The sequence below is a fragment of the Paraburkholderia sp. PGU19 genome (assembly GCF_013426915.1).
Classification (GTDB): Bacteria; Pseudomonadota; Gammaproteobacteria; order Burkholderiales; family Burkholderiaceae; genus Paraburkholderia.
Window position 1 is genome coordinate 1,713,223 of sequence record NZ_AP023180.1, and the last position, 17,401, is coordinate 1,730,623.

12 protein-coding genes are annotated in these 17,401 nt (G+C 63.6%); 2 read left to right on the forward strand and 10 right to left on the reverse strand.

From position 1 onward, the window contains the following. Position 1: 1 nt before the first annotated feature. The 6 genes from selB to fdnG all read right to left on the reverse strand — a co-directional run bounded on the left by selB (position 2) and on the right by fdnG (position 9,101). Positions 2–1,942: a selenocysteine-specific translation elongation factor gene (gene selB, locus H1204_RS25305; protein ID WP_180731276.1), complete on the reverse strand. Its 1,941-nt coding sequence runs from the start codon at positions 1,940–1,942 to the stop codon at positions 2–4. Next, on the reverse strand, positions 1,939–3,384 hold the full coding sequence (gene selA, locus H1204_RS25310; RefSeq protein WP_180731277.1) for an L-seryl-tRNA(Sec) selenium transferase: 1,446 nt from the start codon (positions 3,382–3,384) through the stop codon (positions 1,939–1,941). The genes selB and selA overlap by 4 nt, the downstream gene beginning before the upstream one ends. Positions 3,385–3,419: 35 nt before the next feature. Further along, positions 3,420–4,352, reverse strand: coding sequence for a formate dehydrogenase accessory protein FdhE (gene fdhE / locus H1204_RS25315; protein WP_180731278.1), 933 nt, complete (start codon positions 4,350–4,352; stop codon positions 3,420–3,422). Between the two features lie 96 nt (positions 4,353–4,448). Next, the gene (locus H1204_RS25320; RefSeq protein WP_180731279.1) at positions 4,449–5,084 is read right to left on the reverse strand and encodes a formate dehydrogenase subunit gamma; all 636 of its coding nucleotides are present in this window, start codon (positions 5,082–5,084) and stop codon (positions 4,449–4,451) included. Next, complete coding sequence (fdxH, locus tag H1204_RS25325) at positions 5,081–6,019, reverse strand: formate dehydrogenase subunit beta (RefSeq protein ID WP_180731280.1); 939 nt, start codon at positions 6,017–6,019, stop codon at positions 5,081–5,083. Before fdxH ends, H1204_RS25320 begins: the two co-directional genes overlap by 4 nt. 10 nt (positions 6,020–6,029) lie before the next feature. Further along, entirely contained in the window at positions 6,030–9,101 is a 3,072-nt protein-coding gene (gene fdnG, locus H1204_RS25330; RefSeq protein WP_180731281.1) for a formate dehydrogenase-N subunit alpha, read from the reverse strand. 284 nt (positions 9,102–9,385) lie between these two features. Between fdnG and H1204_RS25335 the strand changes: the two genes are divergently transcribed. Further along, a complete protein-coding gene (locus H1204_RS25335) occupies positions 9,386–10,711 on the forward strand; it encodes a YihY/virulence factor BrkB family protein (protein WP_180731282.1) in 1,326 nt (441 codons plus the stop codon). Positions 10,712–11,107: 396 nt separating this feature from the next. Continuing rightward, a complete protein-coding gene (locus H1204_RS25340) occupies positions 11,108–12,307 on the forward strand; it encodes a porin (protein ID WP_180731283.1) in 1,200 nt (399 codons plus the stop codon). Positions 12,308–12,445: 138 nt separating this feature from the next. On the opposite strand, the gene H1204_RS25345 is transcribed toward H1204_RS25340, so the two are convergent. From H1204_RS25345 to H1204_RS25360, 4 genes are all read right to left on the reverse strand, one after another. Next, positions 12,446–13,366: a proteasome-type protease gene (locus H1204_RS25345; RefSeq protein ID WP_180731284.1), complete on the reverse strand. Its 921-nt coding sequence runs from the start codon at positions 13,364–13,366 to the stop codon at positions 12,446–12,448. A 160-nt stretch (positions 13,367–13,526) separates the two neighbouring features. Continuing rightward, the gene (locus H1204_RS25350) at positions 13,527–14,333 is read right to left on the reverse strand and encodes a transglutaminase family protein (protein WP_180731285.1); all 807 of its coding nucleotides are present in this window, start codon (positions 14,331–14,333) and stop codon (positions 13,527–13,529) included. A 13-nt stretch (positions 14,334–14,346) separates the two neighbouring features. Next, positions 14,347–15,297, reverse strand: a complete 951-nt coding sequence (locus tag H1204_RS25355; protein ID WP_042316213.1) for an alpha-E domain-containing protein — start codon at positions 15,295–15,297, stop codon at positions 14,347–14,349. A 131-nt stretch (positions 15,298–15,428) separates the two neighbouring features. Further along, positions 15,429–16,838: a circularly permuted type 2 ATP-grasp protein gene (locus tag H1204_RS25360; protein WP_180731286.1), complete on the reverse strand. Its 1,410-nt coding sequence runs from the start codon at positions 16,836–16,838 to the stop codon at positions 15,429–15,431. Positions 16,839–17,401: the final 563 nt, after the last annotated feature.

Consider the following 17,401-nt stretch of genomic DNA (forward strand, 5'->3'; position numbering starts at 1 on the left):
ATCACGCACCCGATTCGCACGCAAGCGCCTCACGCAAATGCGAATCCGGCCTCAGCCAGTGCACCTCGCGTTGAAAGCGCGTATAGCCGATGCGATCGAAGAACTCCAGAATCTGGATCGCGCGCTTGCGCCCCAGGCCTGTCGCGTCGCGAAACCCCGATGCGCCCAGCGCGCCGCCATGCCCATTCGCAATCCCAGCGACGAGCCGCGCAAGCTCATGCACCACGTCGCGGTGATAGAACAGATCGCGGACAACCTGATGCACGTCGCCTTGCCGCGCCAGCTTGCGCAATACCTGACGCACGGCCTCTTCGTGCTGCCCCGTCGTCTTCGCGAGATCGCGCACCCACGGCGGATCGAAGCGGCCTTCCCGCAGCAGCGGCAGCAATGCATTGGCGAGCGCCTGCTCGTTCGCATCGAGCGTAACCGAATGCTCCGGCGCATGCAGCCACGGCCCGCTTCTCGCGACGACACCTTCCGCCACGAGCGAATCGACCAGCGTGCGCCACATTGCGTCTGGCACCAGCGGCGCCGCGATGCGCCGCAAGCGCGCGGCATCCGGTCCCAGTTCGTCAGGCGAGCGCGCGTGATATTGATCGAGCGCCGCAATCACGTTCGCTCGCAGACGCGCCCAGTGCGTGCGTAACACGACGACGGCATCCCCCGCGTCCTTGCCATGCAGCGCAATCTCGTCGGCATCGGCAGGCAGCGGCAATGCGTCCGCGGGCAGTCCCGTCAGTTGTGTCAGCATCGAACGCGTTACGCCGCGCGGCGCCTCGTCGAGCAGCGGACCGATACGGCCGTCGTCGAGCCATGCCTGCAATGCGTCGAGCCACGCGCGCCGCTCCGCCGTCCTGCGCTTGCGCGGCGGCCCGAACGGATCGAGCACGCGCCCGCCGCCGACCGTGCGCGTCGCCTGCGCATTGCGCACGATGAAGCGGTCGCCCGGCAACGCGCAGACAGGCGCATCGAACACCAGCTGCACACGCGCGCTGTAACCGGCCGCGAGCGTATCGCCTTCGAGCAACGCGACATGCGCGACACGATGCAGCGTGCCGACATGCACATGCAGCGGCGCCCAGTGTTGCAGCGTGATATCCGCGTCAGCGAGTAGCGTCAGCTCGACGTCGAACCGCTCGCCGGGTTTCGCGAGCCGCGCGTCGACGATCCAGTCGCCGCGCGCAATCGCGTCTTTATCGATACCGGCGAGATTGAGCGCGCAGCGCTGTCCCGCACGCCCTACATCGGCCGCACGGTTTTGCGCGTGGATGCTGCGCACGCGCACGGCTCGATGCGCCGGTTCGAGCATCAGCGTGTCGCCCGTCGCGACGCGTCCGGCGAACACCGTGCCCGTCACGATCGTGCCCTGCCCTGCAAGCGTGAACACGCGGTCGACGGCGAGACGGAACAGCCCATCGTCGCGCCGCGCGCGCCACGCGACGGCCGCGTCGCGCAGATGATGCGACAGCGCGCGCACGCCGGCATCGTCGGATGAAGTCGCGTTCGTGTCGAAGACGGGCGCGTCGGCGAACGGCGTCGCAGCAAGCCACGCGCGAATCTCTTCGTGCACCTGCGCGATGCGCGCGTCATCCACGCGATCGGTTTTTGTCAATGCGATCGCGCCGCGCGTAATGCCGAGCAGTTGCAGGATCGCGAGATGCTCGCGCGTCTGCGGCATGATGCCGTCGTCGGCGGCGATCACGAGCAGCGCGTAATCGATGCCGCACGCGCCCGCCGCCATCGTATGCACGAGCTTTTCGTGGCCCGGCACGTCGATCATGCCGAGCACGTCGCCGTTATCGAGCGGCGTGTACGCGTAGCCGAGTTCAATCGAGATGCCGCGCGCCTTCTCTTCCTTCAGGCGGTCGGTGTCGACGCCCGTCAGCGCGCGTACCAGTGTCGTCTTGCCGTGATCGATATGGCCCGCCGTGCCGACGATCATATCCACAGCTCCGCGCATTGCGCGACGAATACGGCTTCGTCGGCGGCTTCGAGGCAGCGCAGATCGAGGCACAGCGCGTCATCGGCAATGCGTCCGAGCACCGGGCGCGGCAACGCACGCAGCGCTTCTTCGAGCTTCATCAGCGCGCGGCCGCCGCGCTTGCCCGCGGCATTGCGCATCGCAAGACCGAAGCTCGGCAACTGATCGACAGGCAATGCGCCGCTGCCTATCTGGCTCATCATCGGCTCGGCTGTCACGCTGTACGCTTCGCCGAGCGCGCGTTGCAGCACTGCTTGCACACGCGCCGCCTGTTCCTGCATGTCGGCGGCGGGACGCGTCAACAGACGCAATGTCGTCAGCCGCTCGCGCAACCGCTCGGGCGCGCGATAAAGCTGCAACACGGGTTCGAGCGCCGCGAGCGTCAGCTTGCCAACGCGCAGCGCGCGCTTGAGCGGATGCTTCTTGATCTTGCGGATCAGCTCGGCGCGTCCGACGATCAAGCCCGCCTGCGGCCCGCCCAGCAGCTTGTCGCCACTGAACGTGACGAGATCGGCACCCGCTTCGACTGTCTCGCGCACGGTCGGCTCGGTCGGCAAACCGAACTGTGCAAGATCGACGAGCGTGCCGCTGCCGAGATCGACGGCCATCGGCAGGCCGCGCGCATGCGCGAGCTGCGCGACTTCATCGACGGATACGCTTTTTGTGAAGCCTTCTATCGCATAGTTGCTGCAATGCACCTTCATCAGCAGCGCGGTGCGCGCGTTGATCGCCTCGTCGTAATCCTTCAGATGCGTGCGGTTCGTGGTGCCGATCTCGCGCAGCTTCGCGCCCGCGCGCGACATGATGTCGGGAATACGGAACGCGCCGCCAATCTCGACCAGTTCGCCGCGCGACACCACCACTTCCTTCTTCGACGCGAGCGCCGACAACGTGAGGAGCACGGCCGCCGCGTTGTTGTTGACCACCGTCGCCGCCTCGGCGCCCGTCAGTTCGCAGATGAGTTCGTCGATCAGATCGTCGCGGTCGCCGCGGCTGCCCGTGGCGAGGTCGAACTCCAGGTTCATCGGCCGCGTGAGCGCTTCGATCACCGCCCGCACGGCTTCGTCGGGCAGCAGTGCGCGCCCGAGATTCGTATGCAGTACGGTGCCCGTCAGATTGAACACCGCGCGCAAATGGGGCCGCGCGCGCGCGGCGAGCGTGCGAGACGCGTCATCGATGAGCTTCGTTTCGAAGCTGAACGATTCATCGAACGAAGTGCCCGCGAGCAGGTCGCGCCTTAGTGAGTCGGCGGCCGCGCGTATTGCGTCGACGACCTGCGTGCGGCCGTATTCGCCGATCAATGGTTGCACTTGCGCCGACGACAGCACGCGCTCGACAGCCGGCACGCGCGCGAGCAACGCGCGCACGTCCCTGTTCAGCTCGTTTCCCGACACTTCGCTCACGCTTGCGTCCCCCGCGCGGTTGCTACGACGACGGCTCACTCGTCCGAAGGCACTTCCGGCCACAGCAGCGGATTCGGACTGCTGCGCTTATAGCCTGCTTCGTTCATCAGCAGATCGAGCGTGAGGCTCGCGAGGTCGTCGGCAAGCGGCTCGAAGTCGTAGTCTTTCTCCTGATAGCCGATCTTGCGATACGTGTGACACTCGTCGCACGATTCGGCTTTCAGCGCTTCGCTGCCGCCGTCGATGCCGTGATACGCGATGCCCTTCGTCGAATCGCAATTCGTGCACTTGACGCGCACCACATGCCACTCGGTCGAGCACAGGCCGCATTGCACGTAGCGATAGCCCTGGAACTGTCCGCCCACGCGCACGATGCTCGCGACGGGCGGCACGCCGCACACGGGACACGCGCCGGGCCCGTCGAGATACGGCACGGCGCGCTGATCGATGCGGCTCGCGATGTCCGTCCACACCACCTGCAGCGCCGCCATCACGAACGGCGCGGACGCGGGCTCGACTTCGTTGAAGCGCAGCGCCAGGATCGCGTCGGCGAGTGCGTCGAGTTCTTCCGCACGCTTTACGCGCAAGTCGTCGATCACGCGGGCGAGCATGGGCGTCACCAGTCCCGCCGCTTCGACGCGATCGAGCAGACGCTGCAATACGTCGCGCCACAACGGATCGCGCTCCGCCGTGGTCGCGGGCGCGATGGGCATCGAATGCTGCTGCGCGAGGTCGATGGATTCTCTGGAGGGCATCGTCGCGGTGATCTGCGCGAGCATTTGCTGCTGCGCGTCGGCCAATGTCGCCATCAGCCGGATATAGCCGCCAATCGGACTCGCGCCCGCCAGTTGGCGAAGGCGCGCGGCGCGCGTCGAGAATAGCGTTGCGCGCTCCGGCATGCGCAGGCGCGGAATGGCGGAGTGATCGATCGATTCGATCTGGCCGGGTTCCAGGATGCGTTGCACCAATTCAGGTTCCTGCTGGTCAGAAACATGGATGGCGTCAACAGTAGCAGATATGCAGACGCAGCGCGCACCACCGGCCCGGCGCGCGCCGCTCACACGTCACTTGATACTCTCGCGAAACCACTTTGGATGATGCTTGCGCGCCCAGCCGAGCGTCACCGTGCCGCGCACCATCGCGCCGATCGAACCCTTCACCCATATTGCCGCGTAGATATGCACGATGATGCTGCAGATCAGCACGAACGCCGTCACGGCATGAATCACGGCTGCGACGCGCACCACTTCAATCGGGAAATAAAACGCAAAATACGCGCGCCAGATGACGATGCCGCTCAGCAGCAACAGCAGCAGGCACAGCACCAGCACAAAGAACAGCAGCTTCTGCCCGGCGTTGTATCTGCCGACTTCGGGCAACCGGTCTTCGCGGTTCGTGAGCACATCGTTGATCTGTCGCAGCCACTGCCGGTCGTCGGCGTCGAGATAGTTGTGATGCCAGAAGCGCAGCGCAAGAATCATGAACGACGCGAACATCACAAGGCCGACGAACGGATGCAGGATGCGCGTCCATTGCCCGCCGCCGAACAGCGCGGACAGCCAGAACATCGACGGATGAAACAGCGCCAGGCCCGACAGCGCGAGCAGCACGAAGGTGATCGCCGTGATCCAGTGATTCGTGCGCTCGTTCGGCGTATAGCGCACGATCAGGTCCGGGTTCTCATGCCGATGATGTTTCATTTGACGGGCTCCTCGGGCTTGTGCTCGCGCCGTTCGCGGATATCGTGCGCGGCGTTGCGGGCGGCGTCTTCGTCTTCTTCGCTGACCTCGTTCGGGCCAATGCGCGTGTAGTGGAAGAAGCCGGCCAGCGCCGTCAGCGCAATCGCCGCGACGCCGAGCGGCTTCGCAATGCCTTTCCACAGCTTCACGAACGGGCTGATGTGCGGATCGTCAGGCAAGCCGTGATACAGCGACGGCTGGTCCGCGTGATGCAGCACGTACATCACATGCGTGCCGCCCACGCCCGCCGGGTTGTACAGTCCCGCGTGTTCGAAGCCACGCTCCTTCAGGTCCGTAATGCGCTCTTCCGCGTGCTGGATCATGTCGACCTTGGTGCCGAACACGATCGCGCCCGTCGGGCAGGTCTTCACGCACGCCGGTTCCTGGCCCACGCCGACGCGGTCCGAGCAGAGCGTGCACTTGTACACGCGATGATCCGCTTTCGAGAGCCGAGGAATATTGAACGGGCAACCCGCAATGCAGTAGCCGCAGCCGATGCAGTTCTCCTCGTGGAAATCCACGATGCCGTTCGTGTACTGCACGATCGCGCCCGGCGACGGACACGCCTTCAGGCAGCCGGGATCTTCGCAGTGCATGCAGCCGTCCTTGCGGATCAGCCATTCGAGATCGCCTTTCGGGTTCTCGTACTCGGTGAAGCGCATCACCGTCCACGAATGCTCGGAGAGATCGCGCGGGTTGTCGTAGACGCCCGTTGTGATGCCGACCTCGTCGCGCAGGTCGTTCCACTCCATGCACGCCGTCTGGCACGCCTTGCAACCGATGCACTTGGTCACATCGATCAGCTTCGCGACTTCTCCCGTGACAGGTTCGCGCACCGACGTCGGCTGCACGGTCGTGGCGGAGATGCGTTTGATATCGAGCGATTGAAATGCCATGACGCCTCCCCTATGCCTTCTCGACCTTCACGAGGAACGACTTGAATTCCGGTGTCTGCGAATTCGCGTCGGCCACGACAGGCGTCAATGTGTTGGTGATATAGCCCGGCTTTGTCAGGCCCTTGAACCCCCAATGCAGCGGAATGCCGACCGTCTGCACCTTCTTGCCGTCGATCATCAGCGGTTTGATCCGTTTCGTGACGACGGCCACGGCGACGATGTACCCACGATTGCTCGACACTTTCACGCGGTCGCCCGCCACCACGCCGACCTGCTTTGCGAGGTCCTCGCCGATTTCGACAAACTGCTGCGGCTGGATGATCGCGTTCAGGCGCGCATGCTTGGTCCAGAAGTGGAAGTGTTCCGTCAGACGATAGGTGGTCGCCGTGTGCGGGAAATTGGCCGCCTTGCCGAACGCCTCGCGGTCGTCCGGGAACACACGCGCAGCCGGGTTGTTCGTCGCCAGCGGATTGTTCGGATGGAACGTGTTGTAGCCGAGCGGTGTCTCGAACGGTTCGTAGTGCTCGGGGAAAGGCCCTTCGTTCATGCCGTCGCGCGCGAAGAAACGCGCGACGCCTTCCGGGTTCATGATGAATGGCCCCATGCCATTTTCGGGTGCCTCATCGATCTTGTAGTCGGGAATGTCGGGCCCGCTCCAGCTCGTGCCGTTCCAAGCGATCAGCTTGCGTTTCGGGTCGAAAGGCTTGCCGTTCAGGTCGCACGACGCGCGGTTGTACAGCACGCGCCGGTTCGCGGGCCATGCCCATGCCCAGCCGAGCGTCTGACCGATGCCCGTCGGATCGCTGTTGTCGCGCCGGCCCATCTGGTTGCCGTTCTGGGTCCACGCGCCGCAGAAGATCCAGCAGCCGCTCGCCGTCGTGCCGTCGTCCTTCAGTTGCGCGAAGCCGCCCAGCTGGTCGCCCTTCTTGACGAGCACCTTGCTCGCATCTTTGGGATCGGGCAGGTCAGCGAGCGCCTTGCCGCTGAACTCCATCGCGATCTCTTCGGGCGTCGGGCTGTCGGGATGCGCGTACGTCCAGTTCAGGTTGACGATGGGATCGGGATACTTGCCGCCCTGCTCCTTGTACGCCTTGCGCATGCGCAGGAAAAGGCCCGACATGATCTCGAGGTCGCTGCGCGCTTCGCCCGGCCCCTCCACGCCCTGCCAGTGCCATTGCAGCACGCGGCTCGAACTCACGAGCGAACCGCGCTCTTCGGCGAAGCAGGTGGTCGGCAGCCGGAACACTTCCGTCTGGATCTTCGATGCATCGACGTCGTTGTACTCGCCGTAGTTCTTCCAGAACTCGGAGGTTTCCGTCGCGAGCGGGTCCATGATGACGAGCCACTTCAGCTTCGCCAGGCCCGCCGCCGTCTTCGCCTTGTTCGGCGCGGCCGCCAGCGGATTGAAGCCCTGGCAGATATAGCCGTTCATCTTGCCCTGGTACATCAGCTCGATGGTCTGCAGCAGGTCGTACGGCTTGTCGAGCTTCGGCAGGTAGTCGAAGCCCCAGTTGTTGTCGGCCGTCGCGGCGTCGCCCCACCACGACTTCATCATGCTCACGTGGAAGGCGCGATAGTTCTTCCAGTAGCTCAACTGGTTGGGCCGCAGCGGCTGCGCCGCGCGCTTCTTGATATAGGCGTCGAAATCCTGCTCGGGCTCGTTCGGCAGCGTCATGTAGCCTGGCAGCAGGTTCGACATCAGGCCCAGGTCCGTCAACCCCTGGATGTTCGAGTGGCCGCGCAATGCGTTCATCCCGCCGCCCGCGATGCCGATATTGCCCAGCAGCAGTTGCACCATCGCGCCCGTGCGGATCATCTGCGCGCCGATCGAATGATGCGTCCAGCCGAGCGCATAGAGAATCGTGCCCGCGCGGCCCGGCGTTGCCGTAGTCGCGAGCGTCTCGCAGACGTGCAGGAATTTGTCCTTCGGCGTGCCGCAGGTCTTTTCGACCATCTCCGGCGTGTAGCGCGAATAGTGCTGCTTGAGCAGGTTGTACACGCAGCGAGGATGCTGCAGCGTCATATCGACCTTCACGAAGCCGTCGTCGCCGCGCTCGTAATCCCACGTCGATTTGTCTGCGTACTTGTGCGCGTTCGCGTCGTAGCCGGAGAAGATGCCGTCGTTGAACGCAAAGTCTTCACGGACGATGAACGGCATGTCCGTGTAGTTCTTCACATACTCGTGCTGGATCTTGTCATTGGTCAGCAGATAGTTGATCACGCCGCCAAGGAACGCGATGTCCGTGCCCGTGCGGATCGGCGCATAGAAGTCCGCGATGGAAGCCGTGCGCGTAAAGCGCGGATCGACGACCATCAGCTTCGCCTTGTTGTGCGCTTTCGCCTCAGTCACCCATTTGAAACCGCACGGGTGCGCCTCGGCCGCATTGCCGCCCATCACCAGAATCACGTCCGCGTTCTTGATGTCGACCCAATGGTTCGTCATCGCTCCACGGCCAAACGTCGGGGCAAGACCTGCCACCGTCGGGCCGTGTCAGACACGCGCCTGGTTGTCGAACGCGAGCATCCCCATGCTGCGCACGGTCTTGTGCGTCAGATAGCCGACCTCGTTGCTGCCCGCCGACGCCGCGAGCATGCCCGTGGTCAGCCAGCGGTTGACCTTCTTGCCGTCGGACGTGCTTTCGACGAAGTTCGCGTCGCGATCTTCCTTCATCAGCTTGGCGATGCGGTCGAGCGCATCATTCCACGAAATGCGTTGCCACTGATCGGAACCGGCCGCACGATACTCGGGATACTTCAGACGGCTCGGACTGTGGATGAAGTCGATCAGGCTCGCCCCTTTCGGGCACAACGTGCCGCGATTGACCGGGTGGTCCGGGTCGCCTTCAATGTGGATGATGCTGGCAGTCGCGTTCTTCGCGCCGTCGCCCAGGCCGTACATCAGGATGCCGCAGCCGACTGAGCAATAAGGACAGGTGTTGCGCGTTTCGGTAGTACGAGCCAGTTTGTACTGTCGGACTTCGGCGAGCGCGGGTTCCGGCGAGAAGCCCATCAGGGCCAAACTCGATCCGGCCAGCGTGCTCGCCGTCACTTTCAGAAACTGACGGCGGGACATTTGCAACATGGTCGCCTCTCGTTCTAATTGTGGGGATGTGAAAAAAGTATAAGTCGTTTCCTGACGATCGTAAGCAGACGGAAGCACAAAGCGCAGCACAATCTATGCTCGACGACTCGGCGTTGTGGTTTAGTCCTGTTGCTCGTTTTTGTTGTACTCGCATAGGTAGATGGGCATGACGCTTGCGTCATACGATTGTCAGTTGCATGCCTCGTCGCACGTCGATGCGCGATGAATCCGCGATGCCATGCGTTGTGCGTTCGACGTATCAACCCTCGTGATGAAGGACCGTCATGGAACTCGATTCACTGTCCGCCGACAAGCTGCAAACGGTCGCGAAGAAGCAGGCGTCGTGGGCTGCCGGCGCGTTGCGGCAGTTCTCCGAGAACCGCTGCGCGGCGATGGCGGCGAGCATCGCGTTCTATGCGGCGTTCTCGCTCGCGCCGACGCTCGTGATGGTGATCGCCATTTCCGGCTGGTTCTTCGGCGCTGAAGCCGCGCGCGGCGAACTGTTCAGACAGGTGCATAGCGTGCTCGGCAACGATGCCGCTGCCGCCGTCACGACCATCGTGCAGAACGCGCATCGCAGCGGCAGCGCGGGCGGCGTCGCTGCGATCATCTCGTTCGTTCTGCTGGCCGTGGGCGCGTCCGCGACCTTTTCGTCGTTGAACAGCGCGCTCAATATCGTCTGGCCGTCGGTGGCGCCGCGCGCGTCGAGCGTGTTCGCGCTGGTGCGCGTGCGGCTGATCTCGTTCGGCCTCGTGCTCGGCGTGGCGTTCCTGCTGATCGTGTCGCTGGTGCTCGACACGGCGATCACGTTCATCGGCAACTGGATCTGGGGCGACTCGCCGTACGTGGTGATCGGCAATCTGCTGCAACTGGCCGTCGGCTGGATGGTGCTCGCGTTCGCGTTCGCCGCGCTGCTCAAGTTCCTGCCCGATGCGCCCGTGCGCTGGCGCGACGCGTTGGTCGGCGGGACGGTGGCGGCCGCGCTGTTCTCGGCGGGCAAGAAGCTCTTCGCGCTCTATCTCGCGCATGCCGGCATGGCCAATTCGTTCGGCGCGGCCGGCTCGCTCGCCGTGTTGCTGATGTGGCTGTACTTCTCGGCGGTCGTGTTGCTGCTCGGCGCGGAGTTCTCCGCGGCGCGCGGCCGCATGCACGATCCGCGCGGCGCGTGGGGTTTCGCGCCCGCCCCGCCGCCGGGCAGCCGCGCGATGCTGGCGTCCGTGCTGGCGGCATCGACGATGGCGACAGACGCAAGACGTGGTCCGGCACGCGGCCCGGGAAGCGACCCGCAGCAGGCTCCAACCGTCACGCCGCCGACACCGCGTCCTTCCATTGCCACGCGATTGCTGGCGAAGCATGACGCCGGCATCGGCAAGGCCGTGTCGATCGGCAAAACTGTCATCGAGGTCGAAACGCAGGCGACGCGCGCCGCCGCGGTGACGATCGTCGAGGCAAGACGCAGAGCCATCGCGGCCGACCGTTACGTCCGGCGGCATCCATGGGAGTCGATGCTGATCGCGGCGAGCACCGCGATGGCCGTGGCCGCGTTCGCCCGGCGCCGCAACGCTTCGGATGACACTGAAACACCGCCCTCCGATAACGCCACCCGTTAAGCGTCCACTTCAACAGCGCCGGCCGGCCACGATCACATCCGACCGAAACTGTCCACCCGAAACGTCAAGCTGAACGCTCGCAGCCTTTATAACTTCTTTATGTGAAAGCGGATATTTCCGCAGTCGACTAGACAACTTTCTTACACGAAACACGCGCCTGATGACGTAAATCGTACCGATGCTATCGATCACTGTCATAAAAAGAACAATAATCCATAGTCAGAGATTCAATATTGCCAAAACAGAAACAATCGTTGACAAGCTTACGATACAAGGCTTCTACCGGGCTGTCGGTTTTTCGATACACCTTAATTTTTTTCAGTTCTTACACGTAGAGACACTGCGCTATTCTCCGATTCGCAACAACGAAAACCAATCATCTGCGTGGAGAAATGGATGAAACGAATCGCACTGTCGACGCTCTCGCTGGCACTGCTCGGCGCTGCAGGCGCAGCACATGCACAGAGCAGCGTGACGCTTTATGGCTTGATCGATGACTCGATCCAGTACGTTCACAACTCAAACCCGGCTGACCAAAACCTTTGGCAACTGGCCGCCGGTAACCTGCAAGGCAGCCGTTGGGGCATGAAGGGCACGGAAGACCTGGGCGGTGGCCTGAAGGCGATCTTCCAGTTGGAAAGCGGCTTCAACCCGAACAACGGCAAGATGGGCTCGTACGGCACGGGCACGAAGCTGTTCGGCCGCCAGGCATATGTCGGTTTGACGCACGACGCGTACGGTACGTTCACGCTGGGTCGCCAGTACGACCCGCTGGTCGACCTGGTCCAGCCGCTGACGGCTGACAACTACTTCGGCAGCACGTTCACGACGCCGGGCGACGTTGACAACAACGACAACAGCTCGCGTACGAACAACGCAATCAAGTACGTGTCGCCCGTGTGGAGCGGCTTCCAGTTCGAAGGCATGTACGCTCTCGGCGGCGTCGCTGGCGCAACGGGTGCAGGCCAATCGTGGGCAGGCGCAGCAACGTGGAGCGGCGGTCCGTTCAGCGTTGCAGCTGGCTACTTCCGCATGGAAAACGCCAACACGCTGGCTAGCCGCGGCGTCACCCCGGCAACGCCGGCTGGCACGTGGAACACAGGCGTGACGTCGGACGGTACGTTTGACGGCTCGAACATCAACGGCGCGTACCAGTCTGCCAAGCAGATCGACATCACGTCGGTTGCTGGCCAATATGTCACGGGTCCGTTCACGTTCAACCTGCGTTACAGCTTCGCGCAGTACAAGCCGGACGCATTCTCGGGCTTCGCGTCGCAGCAGAAGTATCAGGTTGCTGGCGCCTTCGCTGGCTACCAGATCACGCCGGCGATGCTGGTCGGTCTGGGCTACACGTACACGCACGGCTCTGGCGACGCGTCGGCAAGCTACAACCAGGTTTCGTTGGGCGGCGACTACAATCTGTCGAAGCGTACCGACCTGTACCTGATCGGTGCTTACCAGCACGCAAGCGGCCATCAGCGTGATCAAACCACGGGCAAGATCGTCGACGCAGGCGCATCGGTTGGCTCGTATGGCTACCAGGCAGGTTCGACCAGCCAGGAAATCGTCAGCCTGGGTATCCGTCACAAGTTCTAATAGAACAATATGACGCACGGCTCGAGACATCGAGCCGTACTCTGAAGCCAGCAGCGGCGCAAGCCAACGCTGGCTTTTTTCATTGCCCCAGTGGAAAAAGTGGATGCGCCCTGAAGCGGGCGCGCTGTGTCAGCGCGATCAGCCGCGCGCTTTAGGCTTGTCGGCTTGCGCCAGAGTCTGCGCGGGCCGCGGATCGACACCCGGCGTGCCGGGCGCTGCATGCGCATGCAACTCGCCCGGCGGCCGATACAGCACCATCTCTCCGACATGCCCGTTCTGCGGCACGTCGCCCGTGACTTGCCAGTCCGGATCGGGAATCTCGCCGAACACTTGCCGAAGCCGTTCGCCCCACGTGCGATGGATCATCTGGTAATAGGCATTGTCCTGATCGATCGATACGAAGCGCGTCACCTTCAGCGAATCTTTCTCATAGACGAGCAGATCGAGCGGCAGCCCGACCGAGAGGTTCGAGCGCAGCGTCGAGTCCATCGAGATCAGCGCGCACTTGGCGGCCTCGTCGAGCGGCGTGGATGGGATCAGCACGCGGTCGATGATCGGCTTGCCATACTTCGACTCGCCGATCTGAAAGTACGGGTTCACGCGTGACGATTCGATGAAATTGCCCGCCGCATAGATCATGAAGAGACGCGGCCGCGGCTGTCCGGCGCCATTGCCGCTTTCCGCGTTCTCACGGATCTGTCCGCCGAGAATGAAGCTGCAATTGAAGTCGACGCCGAATTCCTGCAGCGCATTCGCCTCGCGCAGGTGCACGTCGCGCACTGCCTGGCCGACCACGCGCGCGGCATCGGCCATGGTGGGCACGCTCCAGAGCGTGGGCTTCGACGAAGCGGAAGGCCCAGTAGGCTCGGACAACTCTTGCAGCACGGCCTGCGTGAGCGACAGATTGCCCGCTCCGAGCAGCACCAGCATGCGTTCGCCAGGCTCTTCGAACACCGACATCTTGCGCGCGGTGCTGATGTGATCGACGCCGGCATTGGTCCGCGTATCCGACAGGAACACGAGCCCTTCATCGACGCACATCGCCACACAGTAAGTCATGACAGGAATCCAGACGGCTGCCCTAAACGAACGGTTGGGCGAGCCGGAAAAAGGCACAGGCCGCGGGCAGCGCCGCGGGACGCTGCCATTGTAATGCGCGCGCCTGGCACGCTGCAGCCGATGTGTGCCCGAAAAGACCCCAGGTTTAGCGGCGCGCCGCCTATTGCGGCGACTGTTCCTGCGCCTTCACGGCAACGGACACATCGAGCGTTTCTTCCAGTCCGCCGATACGCCGCCCGCGCACAGGCGACGCCGCTTCATAGTCGCGCGCCGCCGCGAGCCGGCAATACATCTCGCTGGCGAACGCAGCGTGCGTGACGTCGACGGAAATCCAGCCGATACCCGTGAGCCACACATCGACCCACGCGTGACTCGCCGCATGTTCGACGTCGCCCGGTTCGATATAGCCGCTCACATAGCGCGCCGGAATGCCGCGCGCGCGGCAGCACGCGAGCATCAGATGCGCGTGGTCCTGACAGACGCCCTTGCCGAGCGCGAGCGCCTGCGACGCCGTGCTCGTCACGCCCGTCGCGCCCGTCTCGAACTGCACGCGATCGATGATCTTCTCCGCCAGCGCAATCAGCGCGGCTGGCTTGTCGAGCGACGGCACGGACGCCGCCAGTTCGCGGATCGCGGGATCGCAGTCGGTCAGCCGCGTCGCGCAGGTGAAATGCTCGAGCGGGATCGCGCCCGCGTCGTTGCCGAGCCGACCGTCGATCAACGCAAACGTGTCGACTTCGCCCGACACATGCACGCGTATCTCGTCGTGCTGCTTGTTGAGCACGAGCGTGTGCAGCACGTTGCCATAGGCATCGAAGGTCGAGTCGAGCTTGCCGGGCGCATCGAGCGTCCAGCGCCGCACGATCTGTGAAGCACCGCTCGACGGCGTGAGGCGCAGTTGCTGGATCGAGTAATGGACCGTCGATTCGTAGCGGTAAAAGGTGTCGTGGCGGATCGTCAGATACATTGAGGGCACTCCATCAGGCAACGGGCAGCATCAGGTACGTGCGCGCGACCATGTTGCCGAGTTCGAACACGCGGGCGAGAAACTGCGTGAGCCACGCGTGCAGACCGGTTTCGAAAATCTGCCGGATATCCGAGTAAAGCAGTTCGGCGCGCAGCTTGCCCGCAAAGCGCTCGCATTGATTCGAGCCCTGCGTGCGCAGCATCGCGAGGTTTTCGCAGACGCCGTCGAGCGACGCCAGCAGCGAGCGCGGCATCTGCGAATTCAGGATCATCAGTTCGACCACACGCGCCGGCGTCACGACATCCCGATACACCTTGCGGTAGATCTCCAGCGCCGACACCGAACTCAGAATCGACGTCCAGTAATAGAAGTCTTCGAGCTGCCGGGCCGCCTCGCGCGAGTTCGGCTCGGCGTCGGCGAAGCGCACGTCGAGAATGCGCGCCGTGTTGTCCGCGCGTTCGAGAAAGGTGCCGAGCTGCGTGAAGAAGAATGCGTCGTCCTGCAACGCGGTGCCGATCGTCACGCCGCGCGACAGATGCGAGCGGAACTTCACCCATTCGAACAGCGCCGACAGGTTGTTCGACACCTCGCCGTGGGCGGTGCGCTCGTTGAATTCGAGCCACGTATCGTTGATCGTCTCCCACCATTCGGTGGTCAGTGTGCCGCGCACCGCGCGCGCGTTTTCGCGGGCTGCCTGCAGACACGAATGAATGCTCGACGGGTTGGTCGGATCGGCCACCATGAAATCGAGCACGTTTTCGCGGGTCGGCTCGTCGTAGCGCTGCGCGAACGCGTGCTCCAGCTCGGAGATGCGCAGCACCGAGCGCTGCGTGCGCTCCTCCTGTTCGGGCGTCTGCGGCAGCAATTGCGCCTTCAGGTTGATGTCGAGCATGCGCGCGGTATTCTCCGCGCGCTCCATGTAACGGGCCATCCAGAACAGATGATCGGCAGTGCGGCTCAGCATGTCGGCTTTCCGTATTGATTGGACGCGCTCTCGTCGCCGTGTGACGCGAAGCGCGCCGGGTTGCCCGTGGTTTGTCGGCTTTGCGCCTGCATCGCGCGATGCGGGCGCTTCGGAACATCGGTCGGACGTGGTCAGTCGACCATCCAGGTGTCTTTCGTGCCGCCTCCCTGAGACGAGTTGACGACCAGCGAGCCCTCCTGCAACGCGACGCGCGTGAGGCCGCCCGCGCACATCGTCACCGTCTTGCCCGACAGGACGAAAGGGCGCAAATCGATATGGCGCGGCGCGATGCCCGATTCGACGAAAGTCGGACAGGCTGACAGCGCGAGCGTCGGCTGCGCGATGTAGCCGGCGGGCTTTTCGATCAGCCGCTGGCGGAACGCCTCGATTTCCGCCGACGTCGACGCCGGCCCGACGAGCATCCCGTAACCGCCTGCGCCATGCACCTCCTTGACGACCAGCTCGGGCAGATGCGCGAGCGTGTAGGCGAGGTCGTCAGGCTTGCGGCACTGGTAGGTCGGCACGTTGTTCAGGATCGGCTTTTCACCCAGATAGAACTCGATCATGTCGGGCACGTACGGATAGATCGACTTGTCGTCGGCGATACCTGTGCCCATCGCGTTCGCCAGCGCCACACGACCCGCGCGATACGCCGTCAGCAGCCCCGGCACGCCGAGCGCCGAATCCGGGCGGAACGCGAGCGGATCGAGAAAGTCGTCGTCGACCCGCCGGTAGATCACATCCACGCGCCGCGGCCCTTGGGTGGTGCGCATGAACACGTAGTTGTCGTCGACGAAGAGGTCCTTGCCTTCCACCAGTTCGACGCCCATCTGCTGCGCGAGGAAGGTGTGCTCGAAGTAGGCGGAGTTGTACATGCCGGGCGTCAGCACGACGACGACGGGATCGTCGACGCCTTCGGGCGCCACCGAACGCAGCGTGTCGAGCAGCAGATCGGGATAGTGGGCGACGGGCGCGATGCGGTTCTGCACGAACAGTTCGGGGAAGAGCCGCATCATCATCTTGCGGTTTTCGAGCATGTACGACACGCCCGACGGCACGCGCAGATTGTCTTCGAGCACGTAGAACTCGCCGTTCTCGCCGGCGCGCACGACGTCGACGCCTGCGATGTGGGCGTAGACGCCGAGCGGCACGTCGACGCCCTGCATTTCCGGCCGGTATTGCGCGTTGGTGTAGACCTGATCGGCGGGCACGATGCCGGCGCGAACGATGTTGCGGTCGTGATAGACGTCGTGAATGAAGAGGTTGAGCGCCTGGACGCGCTGCCTGAGGCCGGCTTCGAGCGTTTGCCATTCGCCGCGCGGGATGATGCGCGGGATCAGATCGAACGGGATGAGCCGCTCGGTGCCTGACAGATCGCCGTTGACGGCGAACGTGATGCCGACGCGGCGAAACAGCAGATCGGCTTCGGCCCGCTTTCTCACGATTGCCTCACTGCCTTGCTGCACGAGCCAGCGTTCGAACCGCTGATAGTGCGGCCGCACGGCGTCATCGAACTGACGCATCTCGTCAAAGCATCGCATGTTACGCCCCACTCTTTTTGTCGGATAGAAGGCGAATGCGCTGCGCATTCGGTTTTTCAATCTCGATCAAGCAAGCGTTATGCCATTCGGGATTTGTGCGCTGCGCGCGGTGGATGCACTGGGAACGCGCACTGCGATGGCGCTCGATTGTCCTTGTCATCGTAGCGCGGAGGGGGAGGATGCGCTACTCCGGTGCGTGTTGTTGCGTACACGGTGCAGGGGGGCGCTGGCGCGGGCCCTGGTTTGGGGATCGGTTTTGGTTTGGTTTTGGTTTTGGGTTTGGTTTTGGCTCGCGGCGCGGGAGTTGGGTTGTTTGTCTCTGTCATGCAGTCCGCGTTATGAGTTTCCCGTGTATGCGTTGCCCCTGTGCGGGGCGGCATGTCTTTTTGTTGGCACCGGCGGTTTGGCTGCGTCGCGCGGCCGGGTTGGTTTGCTCGTGTTTTTGCTGGCGTCCGCGTTACGGTATCTGCCGTTCATGCATTTGCGCATTTGCGCCGCGGCGCGGGCGGTTTTGTTCGTTCTTTGCGCTGGCATCCGCGATGCGTTAGCGTGCTTCACGCGTC

Excerpts from the sequence above, each read along its gene's own strand:
- H1204_RS25335 (WP_180731282.1), top strand. The coding sequence starts at position 9,386 with ATGGAACTCGATTCACTGTCCGCCGACAAGCTGCAAACGGTCGCGAAG.
- fdxH (WP_180731280.1), bottom strand. The coding sequence starts at position 6,019 with ATGGCATTTCAATCGCTCGATATCAAACGCATCTCCGCCACGACCGTG.
- H1204_RS25360 (WP_180731286.1), bottom strand. The coding sequence starts at position 16,838 with ATGCGATGCTTTGACGAGATGCGTCAGTTCGATGACGCCGTGCGGCCG.
- H1204_RS25350 (WP_180731285.1), bottom strand. The coding sequence starts at position 14,333 with ATGTATCTGACGATCCGCCACGACACCTTTTACCGCTACGAATCGACG.
- H1204_RS25355 (WP_042316213.1), bottom strand. The coding sequence starts at position 15,297 with ATGCTGAGCCGCACTGCCGATCATCTGTTCTGGATGGCCCGTTACATG.
- selB (WP_180731276.1), bottom strand. The coding sequence starts at position 1,942 with ATGATCGTCGGCACGGCGGGCCATATCGATCACGGCAAGACGACACTG.
- H1204_RS25340 (WP_180731283.1), top strand. The coding sequence starts at position 11,108 with ATGAAACGAATCGCACTGTCGACGCTCTCGCTGGCACTGCTCGGCGCT.
- H1204_RS25345 (WP_180731284.1), bottom strand. The coding sequence starts at position 13,366 with ATGACTTACTGTGTGGCGATGTGCGTCGATGAAGGGCTCGTGTTCCTG.
- H1204_RS25320 (WP_180731279.1), bottom strand. The coding sequence starts at position 5,084 with ATGAAACATCATCGGCATGAGAACCCGGACCTGATCGTGCGCTATACG.